This window comes from Kribbella sp. NPDC050241 (genome assembly GCF_044459685.1).
Lineage (GTDB): Bacteria > Actinomycetota > Actinomycetes > Propionibacteriales > Kribbellaceae > Kribbella.
Window position 1 is genome coordinate 266,253 of record NZ_JBITJE010000003.1, and the last position, 15,617, is coordinate 281,869.

Consider the following 15,617-nt stretch of genomic DNA (forward strand, 5'->3'; position numbering starts at 1 on the left):
CGGGCGGATCATGGTGCACCTGAGCGTGAGCACGCCCTCGTGTACGGCGTCTCGCAGGTGCACTACCTGTTGATCCGTACATCGTCGAGGTGTGGGCTACTACCCCTGGAGGATCTGGCGGGTGGCTTCGGGGAGGGCTGCGGCTACTGCGAGGGCTGTGATGGGGCCGGAGGCGGAGGCGAGGGTGGCTGCGGCCGCGTGGAGGTAGGCGGCGACAGCTCCGGCATCGGTTTCGTCGAGGCCGGCGGCGGCCAGGGCGCCGCAGAGGCCGGCCAGGACGTCGCCGGAGCCGGCGGTGGCAAGCCAGGGGGTGCCGTTCGTGTTGACGAACGCCGTGCTGCCGTCCGCGGGTGCGATGACCGTCGTCGAGCCTTTGAGCAACACGATCACCTGGTGCTCTTCGGCGGCGTACCGGGCGTAGTGCAGGCGCCGTGCCTCGATCTCCTCGCGGGGTACGCCGAGCATCAGGCTGAGCTCACCCGCATGCGGCGTGATCAGGACCCGGCCAGCCCGGTCGGTGTCGAGTACGTCGATGGCCCCGGCATCCACCACGACGGGCAGGTCCTGCTGTTGTGTCACGCGGTCGAACAACTCGCGGTCGATGATGTCCTTGTTCAGACCCGAGCCGACGGCCCAGGCCTGGACCCGACCCTCGCCGACGACCACCTCGGGATGCACCGCGAGCACCGCGCGGGCGACCTCGTCGGGGCCGACGTACCGGACCATGCCGAGGGGGCCGGAGAGGGCGCCGGACGTGGCGATCACCGCGGCGCCGGGGTACTGGGTGGAGCCGGCGATGAGGCCGAGGACGCCGCGGGAGTACTTGTCGGACTCGCCGGTGGGGACGGGGTAGAGGGCGCGGATGTCGGCGGGTTGGAGGGCTGCGACGGCGGCGGGTGGGAGGTCGAGGCCGATGTCGACCAGGTGAACCGGGCCGCAGGCGCTGGCGGCGGGGTCGATGAAGTGGCAGATCTTGTGCGTGCCGAAGGTGACGGTGAGGGCGGCGCGGACGTGCGGCTCTGGGGTCTCGCCGGTGTCGACGTCGACGCCTGAGGGGGTGTCGACGGCAACGATCGGTACGCCGTACTCGTCTGCCAGCTTGACCGCGGCGAGTGCGTCGGGGCGGAGACCGGGGCGGCCGCCGATGCCGACGATGCCGTCCACCACCACGTCGGCGTCGGGGATGTCGTCGGTCGAGCCGATGCGTCCGCCGGCTGTCAGCAGTCCGTCGAGGCCGGCTTCGTGAGCTTTGGAGGAGAGCAGCACGGCGGTCACCTGCGCGCCGCGACGCGCCAGGCGGACACCGGCGTACAGGGCGTCGCCGCCGTTGTCGCCGGAGCCGATCAGGAGTACGACGCGGGCGCCGTACGTGCGGCCGAGGAAGTTGCTGATGGCAACGGCGAGGCCGGTGGCGGCGCGTTGCATCAGGGTGCCTTCGGGGAGGCGCGCCATCAGGTCGGCCTCGGCGGCGCGGACCTGCTCGACTGTGTGTGCGCGACGCATGCGTTCAGCCTTCCAGGACGACGACCGCTGAGGCGATGCCGGCGTCGTGGCTCAGGGAGAGGTGCAGGCTCTGGACGCCGAGACGGCTCGCCTGGGCGGCGACGGTTCCGCTGATCTCGAGCCAGGGGCGGCCGGTCTCGTCGGTCTGTACTTCGGCGTCGTGCCAGTGCATTCCGGCTGGGGCGCCGAGGGCTTTCGCCAGAGCTTCCTTCGCTGCGAACCGGGCTGCCAGTGATGCGGGCGGTTTCACTGCCTCGGTCGCCGTGAACACACGGTCCCGCAGACCGGGCGTGCGATCCAGCGTCTTCATGAACCGCTCCACGTCGACCACATCAATACCCACGCCGACGATCATGTTCCTCACCCTAACCGGAGGGTGGGGACGTGGATTGGCGGACTCGCATTTCTACGGCCAGGTCCATTCGGAGGGCGGCGGGTTGGATGCCTCTGGCGAGGTCCAGGACCAGGCGGGTGGCCAGTTCGGCCATTTGGCGGAGGGGTTGGTGGACGGTGGTGAGGGTGGGGCCTACCCATTGCGCCACCGGGAGGTCGTCGTAGCCGACGACCGAGAGGTCGCGCGGGATGTCGAGGCCGAGTTCACGCGCTGCCTGGTAGACGCCGAGGGCTTGCATGTCGCTACCGGCGAAGATCGCGGTCGGCCGGTCCTTCCGACCCAGCAGGACTGTGGCTTCCCGATGCCCGCTCGCGACCCCGAAGTCCCCCGACCGAATCAGCTCTGGATCAACCGGCACACCGGTCGACCGCAGTGCGTCCGTGTACCCGTCGACCCGCTGCCGCGAGCAGAGCGTCTCCACCGGCCCACCGATCATCCCGATCCGCCGGTGCCCGAGCTTCAGCAGATGCATCGTCGCCATCCGCCCGCCGTTCCAGTTCGCCGAGCCGATGGACGGTACGTCGTCCCCCTCGTCGCCGACCGGATCGACGACCACGAACGGGATCCGCCGCGCCTCCAGCTGCGCCCGCTGGTCGGGGTCGAGATCGGAGAACACCATGATGACGCCGAGCGGCCTCCGGCTCAGCACCGACTCGATCCACTCCTGCCGCGGCCGCCGGGAGGCGCCGCACTCGGACAGGACCAGCTCGACACCCTCGGCGCGAACCACTCCCTCGACACCGTGGATCAGCTCGACCGCCCAGTCCCCACCGATCTGGTGGAAGACGAGATCGATCATCGGACTGCTCGCCGTACCGCTCGTACGCCGTCGATACCCGTGCTCCTGGATCAGACTCTCGACCTTCGCCCGGGTCTCCGCGGACACGTCGGCACGACCGTTCAGCACCTTGGACACGGTGGGCACGGAGACCCCGGCCTGCTCAGCAATCTGCGCAATCGTCACCCGCTCGCCCACAACGAGCACGATACAACTCGACCCGAAACTTTCGATCCAGCGGCAGATCCAGCGATAGATCCGGCGGTAGCTCTAGCGGTAGATCGTGCGGCCCTCGGAGTCGGGGATCCCGCTGAGGCGGTAGAAGTACGTGTTCACCTGATCGCGCCACTCGCGCGCGTTGGCAAGCTGCCCCTCGAGGCGAGCGCTGATGTTCTCCCGCGTGACGGGCTCGAACCGATCGGCGATCGCCTTCCAGCGGGTCAGCATCGTCTCGACCTCGTCGTACCCCTGGAAGTGGTTGTCGTAGATCTGCTGGAGGACCGTCCGCCCGTTCTGCAGCACGTGGTCGTAGGGAACGTGGTGGAAGAACAGCAGCAACTCGTCCGGGCAGGTGTAGACGCTCTCGTAGCGACCGGCCAACGGTTCCGGATACTGCCCGGTGAACCCTGACCCCGTGGCGACCGTCCGGTCGACGCCGACACCGTTGCGGTCCGCGAAGTGGTACGTCCCCCACGTGGAGTACTCGTACCCGTTGACGCTCGGCCCGTAGTGCGACCCCGGCGACACCATGAGGCCGACACCGAGCGGCGCGGTGTAGCGCTCGTACGTCGGCCACGAGTCGGCCATGATCGACACCAGCTCCGACCGGGTCCGGTCGTCCATCGCGAACGTCGCCGCCGCCCACTCGTGCAACAGGCTGACCGGATCCGCCGACGGATCCCAGGCGAGCCGGCCGTACGCATACAGATTGCTCTGGGCAAGTTTATGCCCGGTCCAGTTCGCATCGTCACCAACGTTGGACACGGCAACGATCGCCTTGGTGCGGTCGGCAACAGTCGCCCCACCGGCACCGGTCGTGTCGAACTGCAGGATCTCCCGCCACCACGGGCCGAGGTAGCACAGGTCCTTCTGCTGCCCGGTGTACTCCTGCGTCACCTGCAACTCGAGCGCGAACCGCGTCTCCTGCAACTCGCCCAGCAACGGCGACACCGGCTCGCGCGCCTGGAAGTCCAGCGGCCCGTGCTTCACCTGCAGTACGACGTTGTCCTCGAACCGCCCGTCCAGCGGGATGAAATGGTCGTACGCCGCCCGCGCCCGGTCGGTACTGCGATCACGCCAGTCCTGGTCGGAGTCGTACACGAAACACCGCCAGAAGACGGTCCCTTTGTACGGCGCCAGGGCCCGGGCGAGCAGGTTCGCACCATCGGCGTGGGTCCGCTCGTAGACGTGCGGTCCCGGCCGGTTCTCCGAGTCCGCCTTGACCACGAAACCGCCCAGATCCGGTACGGCGTCGTACACCCGGCTGACCGCGGCCGACCACCACCGGATCACTCGCGGGTCGAGCGGGTCGGCGGTGTCGAGGTCGCTGAGCTCCATCGGCGCCGCGAAGTTCACCGAGAGGTACACCGCGATCCCGTACTCACGGAACACCGCGGCCAGCCGGGACACGTCCGGCAGGTGGTCGGTGATCAGCCGGGTCTCGGCCGCGTGCACGTTGACGTTGTTGATCGCCACCGCGTTGATGCCGATCGAGGCCAGCAACCGGGCGTACCCGCGGACCCGGGTGAGATCCGCCACGACTCGGCCGTCGCGGAAGAAGATCGATCCACCGGAGTACCCGCGCTCGACCGCACCCATCCGCGGATGCGGCACCAGGTTGTCCCAGTGGTCCAGCATCCGGATCGCGATGGCCGGCCGTTCGACCACGACGAACTCGCTGGTCATCCACTCGAAGTACCGCAGCACGTAGAAGTAGCCGTACAGCAGGCCGCGCCCGGCTTCGGCGGCCACGACGAGATTGTTGCCGCGTCGCGCCGCTACGAAGCCCTCGGCTCCTAATCCCTCGTCGGGGAGCGCGGCCTCGACCTCTTGCCACAAAGGCGTCTCGCGCACCCGGCCAAGGGTGCACAGGGCAACTTCCACATCGTTGCGGATCCGCCGGGTCTGCCGGAGCTCGGCGCGGATCGTCTGCGCCAGCGCGCCGGACGCATGGATGGTGACCTCGGGCAGCCGCTGGGTCCCGAGCCAGCAGGGGTCAACTGTCATGCCTCGACCACGCTCCCGAGCGACCCCTCACTCATCCCGAAAGTTTCGATGTCACTTCCGGTGCTGGACTGCGAACACACCGTACGGATCCAGCCACGGACCGTCAAGAGCCGAGTAAACGGTTTCCCGGCGCTCCGCCGGATGCCTGGTTGAGACGAAGCCCACTCCGGCCCGGTGTGGGTGCACCGTGCGTGGATGGGAAGAATGGGGCTCATGCTGCAGCCGTCGCGGGAGGTGACTCCCTATACCGAGCTGGACCGGGCCGCCTGGGCGCAACTGGCCGAGACCACCGTGTCCCCGCTCACCGTCGAGGAGATCGAGCGGCTGCGCGGTCTCGGCGACGAGATCGACATGGACGAAGTGCGCGAGGTCTACCTCCCGCTGTCCAGGATCTTGTCGCTGTACGTCCGGCACGCCCGTGCGCTGCACGCGGACACCGAGAGCTTTCTCGGCAAGCCGGCCGAGACGCGGACGCCGTTCGTGATCGGCATCGGCGGCTCGGTTGCCGTCGGCAAGTCGACCACCGCCCGGTTGCTACGCGAACTGCTGGCCCGCTGGCCGGAGCACCCGCGAGTCGCGCTCGTCACCACCGACGGCTTCCTCTGGCCGAACGCCGAGCTCGAGCGCCGGAATCTGATGATGCGCAAGGGCTTCCCGGAGTCGTACGACCGCAAGTCACTACTGCGCTTCGTCGTCGAGGTGAAGTCCGGGATGGACACGGTCGAGGCTCCGGTCTACTCCCACCTGCACTACGACCGGATGCCCGGCGTCCGGACGACCGTCGAGCAGCCCGACATCCTGCTGCTCGAGGGCCTGAACGTCCTGCAACCGGCCCCGCGGCACGCGGACGGCAAGAGCGGCCTGGCGGTCAGCGACTTCTTCGACTTCTCCGTGTACGTCGACGGCGCGGCCGACGACATCCGCAGCTGGTACGTACACCGCTTCCTCAAGCTGTGGGAGACGGCCTTCCGCAACCCAGAGTCCTACTTCGTCCGGTACGGCGAGCTGAGCCGTGAGGAAGCGATCAAGAAGGCCGAGTCGCTCTGGGACGGCATCAACGGCCCCAACCTGCGCGAGAACATCCTGCCGACCCGCTCCCGCGCCACCCTCGTCCTCCGCAAGGGCGCGGACCACGCCGTCCGCTGGGTCCGCCTCCGCAAGCTCTAGTAGCCGCGGGACAGGTGGCGGCTGAGGATGCGGATGGTCTCGGCGGTGGCGATGGCGTCGCTGCGGGCGTTGCCGTGGCGGCCGTCTGAGCTGTAGAGGCTGGGATCGGTCGACAACGGGTGGTCCGTCAGGTGGACGTGGATCGTGGCGAGCTTCTCCGCGAGTACTGCGGTCCGGTCGGAGAGAGTCCGCATCCGTTGCCTCAGCCCCGGCCGTAACCACTCGGCGACCGCGGGGCTGTAGGAGACGTCGAACATGCCGAGCGTCATCACGTCAGCGCCCGCGTCCTGCAGTGCCGTGATCATCAAAGTCAGCTCGCGGTCGACTCGCTCCGGGTCGTACGTCGCCGGGAAGGCATCGTTGCCACCGCCAACGACCAGCGCGAGATCCGGACCGAACGCCAGCGCCCGCTCCAACTGGGTGCTGAGAATCTCGCGAGTGCGCAGACCGCTGGCGCCAAGGTTGAGATACTCCAGTTCAGGGCGGCTCTGCTTCAGCTCGTGGGCGATTCGGTCGGCCCACTGGAGTTCGCTGTAGCCCTCGACCGGTTCGCACAGCCCTTCGGCGACACTGTCGCCGAGTACGACGAAGCGCCGCCACGGGTGACCGGCGAGCAGCTCAGCGCTCTCGCCGGGCGCTAGACAATAGGGATCGGTCTCCTCGTTCATCTCGCCTCCACCGCGGTGGTCGGTGCATCGAGGACGCGGCCCGGCCCTCGGCGTACGAGTGGGAAGACACTGACGAGCAGGCACACGATCCCGGACAGGACCAGCGACGGGATCAACCCGAACCAGCTGACCAGCTCACCGGCGAGCAGTGCGCCGAGCGGGAGCCCGGCGAACGATGTGGCCGCGACCACTCCGATCACTCGCGCCTGCAAATCCTTCGGGACGTGTTCGTAGAGCGCGGCGCCGAAGACCGGGTTGATGGCGGCCATCCCGATCCCTGACAGGAACGTCACCGCCATCACCAGCAGCAGGTCGTCGCTCAGTCCCAGCACCAGCAGCCGCGGGCTGCCGCCGACGACCGCGCCGACGGCGAAGGTGAGGTAGCGCGGCAATCTGGTCGCGAGGACGGCGAATCCGATGCTGCCGAGCAGGGCGCCGGCCGAGAACGCGCCCAGCGTCAGACCGAGACCGGCAGCCGTGCCGAGTTGTTCCTTCACCCACAACGGGATGAACACCGCCGTACTCGCGCTGCTGAAGACGTTCAACGTGAAGGTGGTGATCAACATCGTCGCGAGCAACGCGTCCCTGCGCACGAACGCGAATCCCACGCGGAGTGAGCGGAAGTACTTCTCCCGTACGGCGGACGCCGGCACCGCCGGCGGGTTGACGAATCCGGCGACCAGCAGGCCGCAGACGAGGAACGTCACCGCATCGATCCACAGCACCGACGCAGCGTCGGTCCAGTAGATCAACAGGCCGGCGAGCGGTGCGGCGAGCAACGTCGCGCCCCGCGCGAAGGCCTCGTGGAGTGAGGTGATCCGGATCAGTTCGACTTCGGCAGCCTCGGCCATCGGCCGCACGAGCAGGTCCTTGGCGCGATCCGAGGCGCCGCGCAGGCCGCCCGCGATCGCGACGAGGACGAGCAAGGCCGCGAACCCGAGCCCGGTGGTGGCAGCGATCGCCGCCACCGCGACCGCGCTCGCGAGGTTGGCCAGGACCGACGTACGCCGTGCTCCGAGGTTGTCGATCACCGGACCGGCCATGATGCTGGCCACGATGTACGGGATCATCTCGACCGCCGCGACCACGCCCATCCGGGCGGCACTGCCCGTGGTCACCAAGACCAGCCACGGGATCGCGACCATCGAGATCCGGCTGCCCACGGCGGACAGCACGTCCGCGGTGAACAACACCACCAGCCCACGACGAGGCGTCATCGCACCGTCATTCCGTCCGGGTGCAGTTCTGCGTGGAGCTTGCGGAGGGCAACCTTGTCGACCTTCGCGATGCGGGTCAGGGGAAGTTCGTCGACGAAGTCGATCGTGGCGGGCGTCCACATGTCGTTGAGGGTGGTGGTGACGAGGTCCTGCAGTTCCTCCGCGGAGACCGGCGTACGGGCGACGACGAACGCGTGCACGGCCTCGCCGACAACAGGATCGGGTACGCCGATGACGGCGGCCGTCCGGACGGCGGGGTGGCTACCGAGGACATCCTCGATCGGGCGGCAGAAGATGGCCCAGTTGCGGCGGGTGGTGACGATCATGTCGTGCGCGCGATCGACCAGGAACAGATAGCCGTCGTCGTCGACGTAGCCGAGATCGCGCGTCCGCAGCCAGCCGTCGACCAGAGTCTCCGCGGTCAGCTCGGGCTTGCCGAGATACCCGGCGAACGTGAGGTTGCTCCGCACCCACACCTCTCCGGTCTGTCCCGGCGACAACACCTTGCCGTCGTCATCCCGGATCTCCAGCTCGACATCGCCGTATGGAGTACCTGCCGAAGCCAGCCGCTCGGGATGCTGAGGATCCTCGGTGAGTCCAGGTTGTGCGGTGACGACCACGGCCTCACTCAACCCGTAAACGATCCGCAGCACAGGCCCGAACCGCGCGATCCCCTGCCGCAGCCGCGCGGGCGTAGCCGGCCCGGCGCCGACGTTCAGCATGAACAGGCTGCTGCAGTCGAAATCCTCACCACCGGGATGATCGAGCACCTCGTACAGCATCGGCGGCGTCACGTACGTCGACGTGATCCGCTCGGTCGACACGGTCCGGTAGAACTCCTCCGGTGACCAGCTGTCGGTGAGGAACAGCACGCCACCGGTGAACAGGTTGAAGAAGCTGGTGATCTGCCCACTCGCCAGCCACAGCGGCGATCCCGAGTAGTGCCGCAGCAACGGGAAGCCGCCATCGACGAACGCGTCTGCCAGCGAGAGGATCTGCTCGTAGAACGCCTGCGTGTGGTGCACCAGCTTGGGATCGCCCGTCGTACCACTCGTCTGCAGCACCGAGTCCGGCGCAGGCACGAAGGCATCGATCACGTACGACGCTCCGTCTCCGGACAACTCGGCGACGCGGAACACCGGCATCGGTGCCAGCGACGCCGCAAGCTCACGACCCAGATCCCCCGTGCCATCAGGGTCGTAAACGAACGCGTCCGCATCGGCGAGCGTCGCGAACCGGTCGATCTCGCGCCGGGACGTGATCGGCGCGCTCCAGAGCACGCGGCACCCGTGCAGGTGCAGAGCCAGTTGCAGGGCCGGGGCATCGAAGCAGTTCGCCGCCATCACCAGCACCTTGCCGCCCGGCCGGATCCCGGCGTCGCGCAGCCCCGCCGCGATCCGCAGTACGTCGGCGATCAATTCGCCGTACGTCGCCTTCCGGGCACCGCGAACCAGTGCGAGCCGGTCGGCGAATCGGTGGAACAGCGTGAATACCCGCAGCACATAATTACTGCTGTTTTCGGGCACGGCGAATTCAGGCGGCATTTCGTCTGCTTTCCCTCGACTCCGGCCACCCCCAGCCGTGGCGGTGACTCTACCGGAGCCGCGGACGGCTGCAAAGAGCCTGGAAACCGCTCTACCGCGGCGGATCCGTCGCTCTCCGGAGTCGGTCGATCACTCCGTCCGTCAGGTGAAGGAATACCCCTGCGAAACCGGAGTGCGAGATCGCCGCTAACCGCTGCCCATGAATTTCTGGAAATGCAATTCCGGTGCATTGACCGGATTCCTCGCGGCGTATTACGTTCCGTCCGCATCCATTCCGCCGGGAGGTCCGTCCATGCACATTTCCAGCAGTTGGCGCACAGTCGCGGTGACCGCCGCTCTCACTCTCGCAGGTTCGACTCTGGCCGGCGCGAGCTACGGGGGCGACCGCGACAGCGAGTGGGTCGGCACCTGGGCGACCGCGGTCACCCACGGCAACGCCACCGGCTCGACCAACCTCGGGCTGACCGACCAGAGTGTCCGGCTGGTGGTGCGCCCGACCGTCGGCGGCGACCGGATCCGGATCCGGCTGTCGAACATCTACGGCGAGAAGTCCGTGACCGTCGGCGCCGCGACCGTTGCCAAGCCCAACAAAGCGACGCCCGAGTTGTCCGACATCGACCCGAACACCCTGCGGACGTTGACGTTCGGCGGTTCGGGGAGCGCGTCGATGGTGAAGGGCAGCGAACTGCTGAGCGACCCGGTCAACCTGCGGCTCGGTACTCTCGACGACCTCGTGGTCAGCCTGTACTTCCCGGAGAACACCGGCCCCACGACGTTCCACGGCTCGTCGATCCAGGACAACTTCGTTGGCCCGTCCAACCTCGTCACCGAGTCCGGCGGCGCGGCGTACACCCTGACCCGGCGCTGCTGCTGGTTCTTCCTGTCCGGCGTGGACGTGCAGACCGACGACTCGGACGGCTCGATCGTCGTACTCGGCGACTCGATCACCGACGGCACCAACAGCACGCCGAACGCCAACAACCGCTGGCCGGACCAACTGGCCGAGCGGCTCGCCGCGAGCGCCGGGCACGAGCCGTTCCCGAGCGTGCTGAACGCCGGCCTGGCCGGCAGCCGGCTCAACCACGAGGGCAGCGAACCGTCCGACAACGGTGCGTTCCCCGGGTTCAACGAGGTCGGGGTCAACTCGCTGGCCCGGCTGAACGAGGACGTGTTCGCCCAGACCGGCGTACGGACCGTGATCACCGAGCTGGGCGTCAACGACATCTGGATGTCGGATGACTCCGCGGCCGAGATCATCGGCGCGCTGCGACAGGTGAACGCACAGGTGACGGAGCGCGGGCTGCGCAGCCTGGTCAGCACGATCACGCCGTTCGAGGGACTCAGTGGCACGGACAGCTGGACCCCGGCCAAGGAGGCCACTCGGCAGGCGGTGAACAGCTACCTGCGGTCGAGTCACGAGTTCGACGGCGTCCTCGACTTCGACAAGGTCGTACGCGACCCGGCCCAACCGAGCCGGCTGAACCCGGCGCTCGATTCCGGCGACCACATCCACCCGAACGAGGCCGGCTACCAGGCGATGGCCGCCTCGGTGCCGCTGAACCTGGTGCGCTGACTCGTGCGCACCGCCAACGAGATCCTTGCCGCACTGGGATCCGAGGACGGTCGCCGCGATCCGATGCCGCTCTTCGCGGAGCTGCATCGGATCGGCCCGGTCTGCCGGCTCGCCCCCGGCAGTTCGCCGTACGCCGTGGTGGTGAACGGGTACGAAGCCGCCCAGGAGGCACTGAAGGACACCAGGTTCCACCGGCTGCTGTCGGCGGATCCGAACCCGAAGGAGCTGGTACTGCGCCGGCTCGGTGGGTCGATGATGTTCCGCAACGAGCCGGACCACCTGCGCATGCGCAAGGTGTTCCAGGCCGTGCTGACCCCGCGCCGGCTGACCGGGTTCGAACCGGTGGTGGACGCCCTGGCCGAGGAGTTGCTCGACGACCTGGGCAAGGCCGGCGCGGACCGGAAGGTGGTGGACTTCGTCGACTTCGCCTACCGGCTGCCGATCACGGTGATCGGGACGTTCCTCGGCATCCCGCGCTCCGACCTCGGCTGGTTCCGGGACCGGACGCAGCGCATCGACGAGTACCTCGACCTCGGCGGCAAGGCACCGGAGAAGCTGGCAGCCGCGAACCAGGCCGCCGGCGAGCTGAACGACTACTACGCCCGGATGATCGCCGAGCGCCGGATCCGGCCGCGCGACGATCTGGTCGGATCCCTTGTGCACGCACTGGATTCCGGTACGTCGGGGATCGACGAGCAGGAGCTGATCGACAACCTGCTGGTGCTGGTGAACGCGAGTTTCGTCACCACGATGAACCTGCTCACCAACGGGCTCGAGCTGTTGCTGAACAAACCACGGCTCGTCGAGGCGGTGCGTGACGATCCCGGGCTGGCATCGGACTACGTCGAGGAGATCCTCAGGCATCAGAGCTCGGTCCAGCTGATCAGCCGGAAGGCGTCGACCGACATCGAACTGGCCGGCGAGACGATCACCGAGGGCAGTCTGGTCCTCATCCTGCCCGGCGCGGCGAACCGCGATCCGGCCAAGCACCCCGACGCGGACACCTTCGATCCGCGGCGCGACGACCTCCAACATCTATCCTTCGGCGCCGGACCGTTCTACTGTGTCGGCGCCGCACTCGCCCGGATGGAAGGACGCGCGGCGTTCGCCCAGCTGTTCCAGCGGTTCCCCGGTCTGCAACTCGCCGGGGAGCCGGTGCGCAGCCGCAGCCTGCTGCTGCGTGGGCATCAATCCATGCCGATCCGAATGGGGTGATCCGGATGCCGTTGGACCCGCAGGTCGAGGCAATGCGTGCCGAGCGCGAGGCCGCCAACGTGCCGCAGCTCTACACCCAGACCCTGGCCGAGGCGCGCGCCGCCGACCTTGCCTCGATCCAGGCCGCGGGTGGTGAGGCCGAATCGGTCCACCATGTCGAGGACCTCAGCACCGATGCCGGCCTGCCGCTACGGGTCTATCGGCCTGACCTCACGGGTCCGCTGCCGACGCTGGTCTACTTCTTCGGCGGCGGCTGGACGCTCGGCAGCATCGAGACCGCCGACGGCATCTGCCGCAGGCTCGCCAACGCCGTTCCCTGTCAGGTCATCACGGTCGGCTACCGACTGGCACCGGAGCACCCGTTCCCGGCCGCGGTGCACGACTGCCGCGACGCCACCCAGTGGATCGCCGCGAACGCCGACAAGCTGCAGGTCGATCCGGCGCGGATCGCGGTCGGCGGGGACAGTGCCGGCGGCAACCTCGCGATCGCGACCACCTTGCTTGCCCGTGACAACGGTCCGGCGCTGGCCGGGCAGTTGCTCGTGTACCCGAACACGCTCTACGGCTCGGACACGATCTCGATGCGGAACGGCAACGACTCGTACCTGTTCAACAAGACGTCAGTGGGCTGGTACTGGGACCACTACCTGACCGACTCGGCCGACGGTCTCGACCCGCTCGCCTCACCGCTGCTGGCCGAGTCGCACGCCGACCTCCCGCCCGCGCTGGTGATCACCGCGGAGTACGACCCACTGCGCGACGAGGGTGAGTACTACGCCGAGAAGCTGCACGCCGCCGGCGTACCGACCACGCTCAGCCGGTACGACGGGATGGTGCACGGCTTCTTCGCGATGTCCGGCATCCTCGACGGCGGCAAGAACGCGATGGCCGAAGCGGCGACCTGGCTCGGCGGGATCTTCCGCGATGCGTGACGCCCGGCGACACGATGGCTGAGTCGCTGGCCGACTACGAGCAGCTCGCGGCGACCGCTCTGCCTCGCTCGGTCCACGACTTCGTCGCCGGAGGCAGCGGCGCCGAAACCACCCTCCGGCGCAACCGCGCCGCCCTGGATGCGCTGACCCTGACGCCGCGCGTCCTCGCAGGCGTCGACGAGCCCGACACCTCCACCACCCTCCTCGGCACCGAGCTCGCCATGCCGGTCGCCGTGGCCCCGATGGCGTACCAGCGCCTCGTCCACCAGGACGGCGAGCTCCTCCTCGCGCAGGCCGCCGCCGAAGCCGGGATCCCCTACGTCATCAGCACCCTGAGCAGCTACCCGCTGGAGAAGATCGCGGCGATCGCACCGTCGTGGTTCCAGCTGTACTGGCTGCGCGATCGCGGGCTGGTCGAGTCCCTGGTCGAACGCGCCGCCACAGCCGGCTGCCAAGCGCTCATGGTCACAGTCGACGTACCAGTCATGGGCCGTCGCCTCCGCGACGTACGGAACTCGTTCACACTCCCACCCAGCGTGGTCGCGGCGAATCTTGTCGACATGGCGACAGAGGCGCACTCCGAGGTGCCCGGTCTGTCGGCCGTGGCGACGCACACTGCCTCGGCTTTCGATCCGACGTTGAGTTGGCGAGACCTGGCGTGGCTACGGGCGCGATGCCCGCTTCCCCTGCTGGTCAAGGGGATTCTCGATCCCCGCGACGCCTCCCGAGCTGTCGCGGCCGGCGCGGACGGGCTGGTCGTTTCGAATCACGGTGGCCGCCAGTTCGACGGTGCGCCGGCGTCGATCGATGCCCTCGGCCCGATTGTCGATGCGGTCGGCGACGACTGCACCGTACTGCTGGACAGCGGCGTCCGCAGTGGCACCGATGTGGTCAAGGCGTTGGCGTCGGGCGCGTCCGCCGTACTTGTCGGGAGACCGTTGCTGTGGGCACTGGCTGTGGAAGCTGTGGATGAGGCACTGGGCCTGTTGAGACATGAACTGCGGGATGCCATGCTGCTGGCCGGATGCGCTGATCTGACCGCGGTGACGGAGTTGACGACGGGGAGAACGCCGTGGCAGATCTCAGGTTGACCGAGTTGCACAGTTCACTGACCGACCGGGCGCTGAACTCGATGAACTTCCTCAACGAGGTCTCGCACCACTACCCGGAGGCGATCTCGCTCGCCGCCGGCCGTCCGACCGAGGAGTTCTTCGCGCTCGAGGACCTCCACCGCTACCTGGACCTGTTCGCCGATCATTTGCGCTCGCAGGGGTACGGCGAGCCGTCGGTCCGGCGGATCATCTTCCAGTACGGCCGGACCAAGGGCATCGTCCACGACCTGGTCGCCCGCAACCTCGCCGTCGACGAGGACATCGACGTCGACCCCGAGGCGGTCGTCGTCACGGTCGGCTGCCAGGAGGCGATGGTCCTCACTCTCCGCGCACTCCGCGCCGACCCGTCCGACGTACTGCTGGCCGTCTCCCCGACGTACGTCGGAATCACCGGTGCTGCTCGCCTCGTCGACTTACCCGTGCTGCCTGTCACCGAAGACGAGGATCTCGCCGCCGTGGTGAAGGCGGCCCGAGCAGACGGCCTGCGACCGCGGGCGTGCTACGTGATGCCGGACTTCGCCAATCCGTCCGGCCTCAGCCTGGACCTGGACGCCCGGCTTCACCTGCTCGCAGTCGCCGCCGAGCAGGACCTGCTGCTGATCGAGGACAACCCGTACGGCCTGTTTCCGGCCGAAGGCGTCGACCGGCTGCCGACGCTGAAGGCGCTCGACACCGAACGTCGCGTCGTCTATCTCGGCTCGTACGCCAAGACCGGGCTGCCGGGCGCCCGGGTCGGGTACGTCGTCGCCGACCAGACGGTCGAGGCGCCGGACGGGACCACCGGGCTGCTGGCCGACGAACTGTCGAAGCTCAAGAGCATGGTCACCGTGAACACCTCCCCGGTCGCCCAGGCGATGATCGGCGGCAAGCTGATCGCGAACGACTTCAGCCTGGTCGCGGCGAACCGGCGCGAGCGGGAGCTGTACGCCGCCAACCTGCGCGCGATCACCGACGGCCTGGCGGCGCGGTTCCCGGCCGGCGAGATCAGCTGGACCGTGCCGTCCGGCGGGTTCTTCGTCGTCGTCACGGTGCCGTTCCCGGTCGACGACGGACTGCTGGAGAAGTCCGCCCACGAGTACGGCGTGCTGTGGACCCCGATGAGCCATTTCTACGACGGCGACGCCCCGATCCACGCGCTGCGGCTGTCCTGCAGTGCGGTCACCCCGATGCAGATCGAGGCGGCTCTGAACCGATTGGCGGCGTTGATCACCGATCAACTTCCGTAACTGGTCCTCTCGTGCGGGCTGAAACTGGATCTGTAGGGGATACCGATCCGGCCCTAGCGTGA

The 15,617-nt window shown here is 68.2% G+C and carries 13 protein-coding genes; 6 read left to right on the top strand and 7 right to left on the bottom strand.

Annotated features, from left to right (window positions below):
* Window positions 1-99: 99 nt before the first annotated feature.
* The 4 genes from ACIBG5_RS15825 to ACIBG5_RS15840 form a co-directional block, all read right to left on the bottom strand.
* Complete coding sequence (locus ACIBG5_RS15825) at window positions 100-1,503, bottom strand: NAD(P)H-hydrate dehydratase (protein WP_396392261.1); 1,404 nt, start codon at window positions 1,501-1,503, stop codon at window positions 100-102.
* A gap of 4 nt (window positions 1,504-1,507) precedes the next feature.
* Entirely contained in the window at window positions 1,508-1,858 is a 351-nt protein-coding gene (locus ACIBG5_RS15830; protein ID WP_131360863.1) for a holo-ACP synthase, read from the bottom strand.
* 10 nt (window positions 1,859-1,868) lie between these two features.
* Window positions 1,869-2,873: a LacI family DNA-binding transcriptional regulator gene (locus ACIBG5_RS15835; RefSeq protein ID WP_396392262.1), complete on the bottom strand. Its 1,005-nt coding sequence runs from the start codon at window positions 2,871-2,873 to the stop codon at window positions 1,869-1,871.
* A 72-nt stretch (window positions 2,874-2,945) separates the two neighbouring features.
* The gene (locus ACIBG5_RS15840; protein ID WP_396392263.1) at window positions 2,946-4,901 is read right to left on the bottom strand and encodes an alpha-glucuronidase; all 1,956 of its coding nucleotides are present in this window, start codon (window positions 4,899-4,901) and stop codon (window positions 2,946-2,948) included.
* 213 nt (window positions 4,902-5,114) lie between these two features.
* Here ACIBG5_RS15840 and coaA point away from each other — a divergent pair, with 213 nt between their 5' ends.
* On the top strand, window positions 5,115-6,068 hold the full coding sequence (coaA, locus tag ACIBG5_RS15845; protein ID WP_396392264.1) for a type I pantothenate kinase: 954 nt from the start codon (window positions 5,115-5,117) through the stop codon (window positions 6,066-6,068).
* Here the strand turns inward: coaA and ACIBG5_RS15850 are convergent.
* Genes ACIBG5_RS15850 through ACIBG5_RS15860 form a run of 3 tightly spaced genes read right to left on the bottom strand, consistent with a single transcriptional unit; the run spans window position 6,065 to window position 9,497 of the window.
* A complete protein-coding gene (locus tag ACIBG5_RS15850; RefSeq protein WP_396392265.1) occupies window positions 6,065-6,736 on the bottom strand; it encodes an SGNH/GDSL hydrolase family protein in 672 nt (223 codons plus the stop codon). The two genes, coaA and ACIBG5_RS15850, sit on opposite strands and share 4 nt — an antisense overlap.
* Window positions 6,733-7,953, bottom strand: a complete 1,221-nt coding sequence (locus tag ACIBG5_RS15855; RefSeq protein ID WP_396392266.1) for an MFS transporter — start codon at window positions 7,951-7,953, stop codon at window positions 6,733-6,735. Before ACIBG5_RS15855 ends, ACIBG5_RS15850 begins: the two co-directional genes overlap by 4 nt.
* The gene (locus ACIBG5_RS15860) at window positions 7,950-9,497 is read right to left on the bottom strand and encodes a class I adenylate-forming enzyme family protein (protein WP_396392267.1); all 1,548 of its coding nucleotides are present in this window, start codon (window positions 9,495-9,497) and stop codon (window positions 7,950-7,952) included. The genes ACIBG5_RS15855 and ACIBG5_RS15860 overlap by 4 nt, the downstream gene beginning before the upstream one ends.
* Window positions 9,498-9,789: 292 nt before the next feature.
* Here ACIBG5_RS15860 and ACIBG5_RS15865 point away from each other — a divergent pair, with 292 nt between their 5' ends.
* Genes ACIBG5_RS15865 through ACIBG5_RS15885 form a run of 5 tightly spaced genes read left to right on the top strand, consistent with a single transcriptional unit; the run spans window position 9,790 to window position 15,555 of the window.
* A complete protein-coding gene (locus tag ACIBG5_RS15865) occupies window positions 9,790-11,070 on the top strand; it encodes an SGNH/GDSL hydrolase family protein (RefSeq protein WP_396392268.1) in 1,281 nt (426 codons plus the stop codon).
* A gap of 3 nt (window positions 11,071-11,073) precedes the next feature.
* The gene (locus tag ACIBG5_RS15870) at window positions 11,074-12,285 is read left to right on the top strand and encodes a cytochrome P450 (RefSeq protein WP_396392269.1); all 1,212 of its coding nucleotides are present in this window, start codon (window positions 11,074-11,076) and stop codon (window positions 12,283-12,285) included.
* Window positions 12,286-12,290: 5 nt separating this feature from the next.
* Window positions 12,291-13,217: an alpha/beta hydrolase gene (locus tag ACIBG5_RS15875; RefSeq protein ID WP_396392270.1), complete on the top strand. Its 927-nt coding sequence runs from the start codon at window positions 12,291-12,293 to the stop codon at window positions 13,215-13,217.
* Between the two features lie 14 nt (window positions 13,218-13,231).
* The gene (locus tag ACIBG5_RS15880) at window positions 13,232-14,308 is read left to right on the top strand and encodes an alpha-hydroxy acid oxidase (RefSeq protein ID WP_396392271.1); all 1,077 of its coding nucleotides are present in this window, start codon (window positions 13,232-13,234) and stop codon (window positions 14,306-14,308) included.
* Window positions 14,290-15,555, top strand: a complete 1,266-nt coding sequence (locus ACIBG5_RS15885) for a PLP-dependent aminotransferase family protein (protein ID WP_396392272.1) — start codon at window positions 14,290-14,292, stop codon at window positions 15,553-15,555. Before ACIBG5_RS15880 ends, ACIBG5_RS15885 begins: the two co-directional genes overlap by 19 nt.
* The last annotated feature ends 62 nt before the right edge of the window (window positions 15,556-15,617 follow it).

Coding starts and splice junctions, on each gene's coding strand:
- ACIBG5_RS15825 (WP_396392261.1), bottom strand. CDS start 1,503: ATGCGTCGCGCACACACAGTCGAGCAGGTCCGCGCCGCCGAGGCCGAC.
- ACIBG5_RS15830 (WP_131360863.1), bottom strand. CDS start 1,858: ATGATCGTCGGCGTGGGTATTGATGTGGTCGACGTGGAGCGGTTCATG.
- ACIBG5_RS15840 (WP_396392263.1), bottom strand. CDS start 4,901: ATGACAGTTGACCCCTGCTGGCTCGGGACCCAGCGGCTGCCCGAGGTC.
- coaA (WP_396392264.1), top strand. CDS start 5,115: ATGCTGCAGCCGTCGCGGGAGGTGACTCCCTATACCGAGCTGGACCGG.
- ACIBG5_RS15850 (WP_396392265.1), bottom strand. CDS start 6,736: ATGAACGAGGAGACCGATCCCTATTGTCTAGCGCCCGGCGAGAGCGCT.
- ACIBG5_RS15855 (WP_396392266.1), bottom strand. CDS start 7,953: ATGACGCCTCGTCGTGGGCTGGTGGTGTTGTTCACCGCGGACGTGCTG.
- ACIBG5_RS15860 (WP_396392267.1), bottom strand. CDS start 9,497: ATGCCGCCTGAATTCGCCGTGCCCGAAAACAGCAGTAATTATGTGCTG.
- ACIBG5_RS15865 (WP_396392268.1), top strand. CDS start 9,790: ATGCACATTTCCAGCAGTTGGCGCACAGTCGCGGTGACCGCCGCTCTC.
- ACIBG5_RS15875 (WP_396392270.1), top strand. CDS start 12,291: ATGCCGTTGGACCCGCAGGTCGAGGCAATGCGTGCCGAGCGCGAGGCC.
- ACIBG5_RS15880 (WP_396392271.1), top strand. CDS start 13,232: ATGGCTGAGTCGCTGGCCGACTACGAGCAGCTCGCGGCGACCGCTCTG.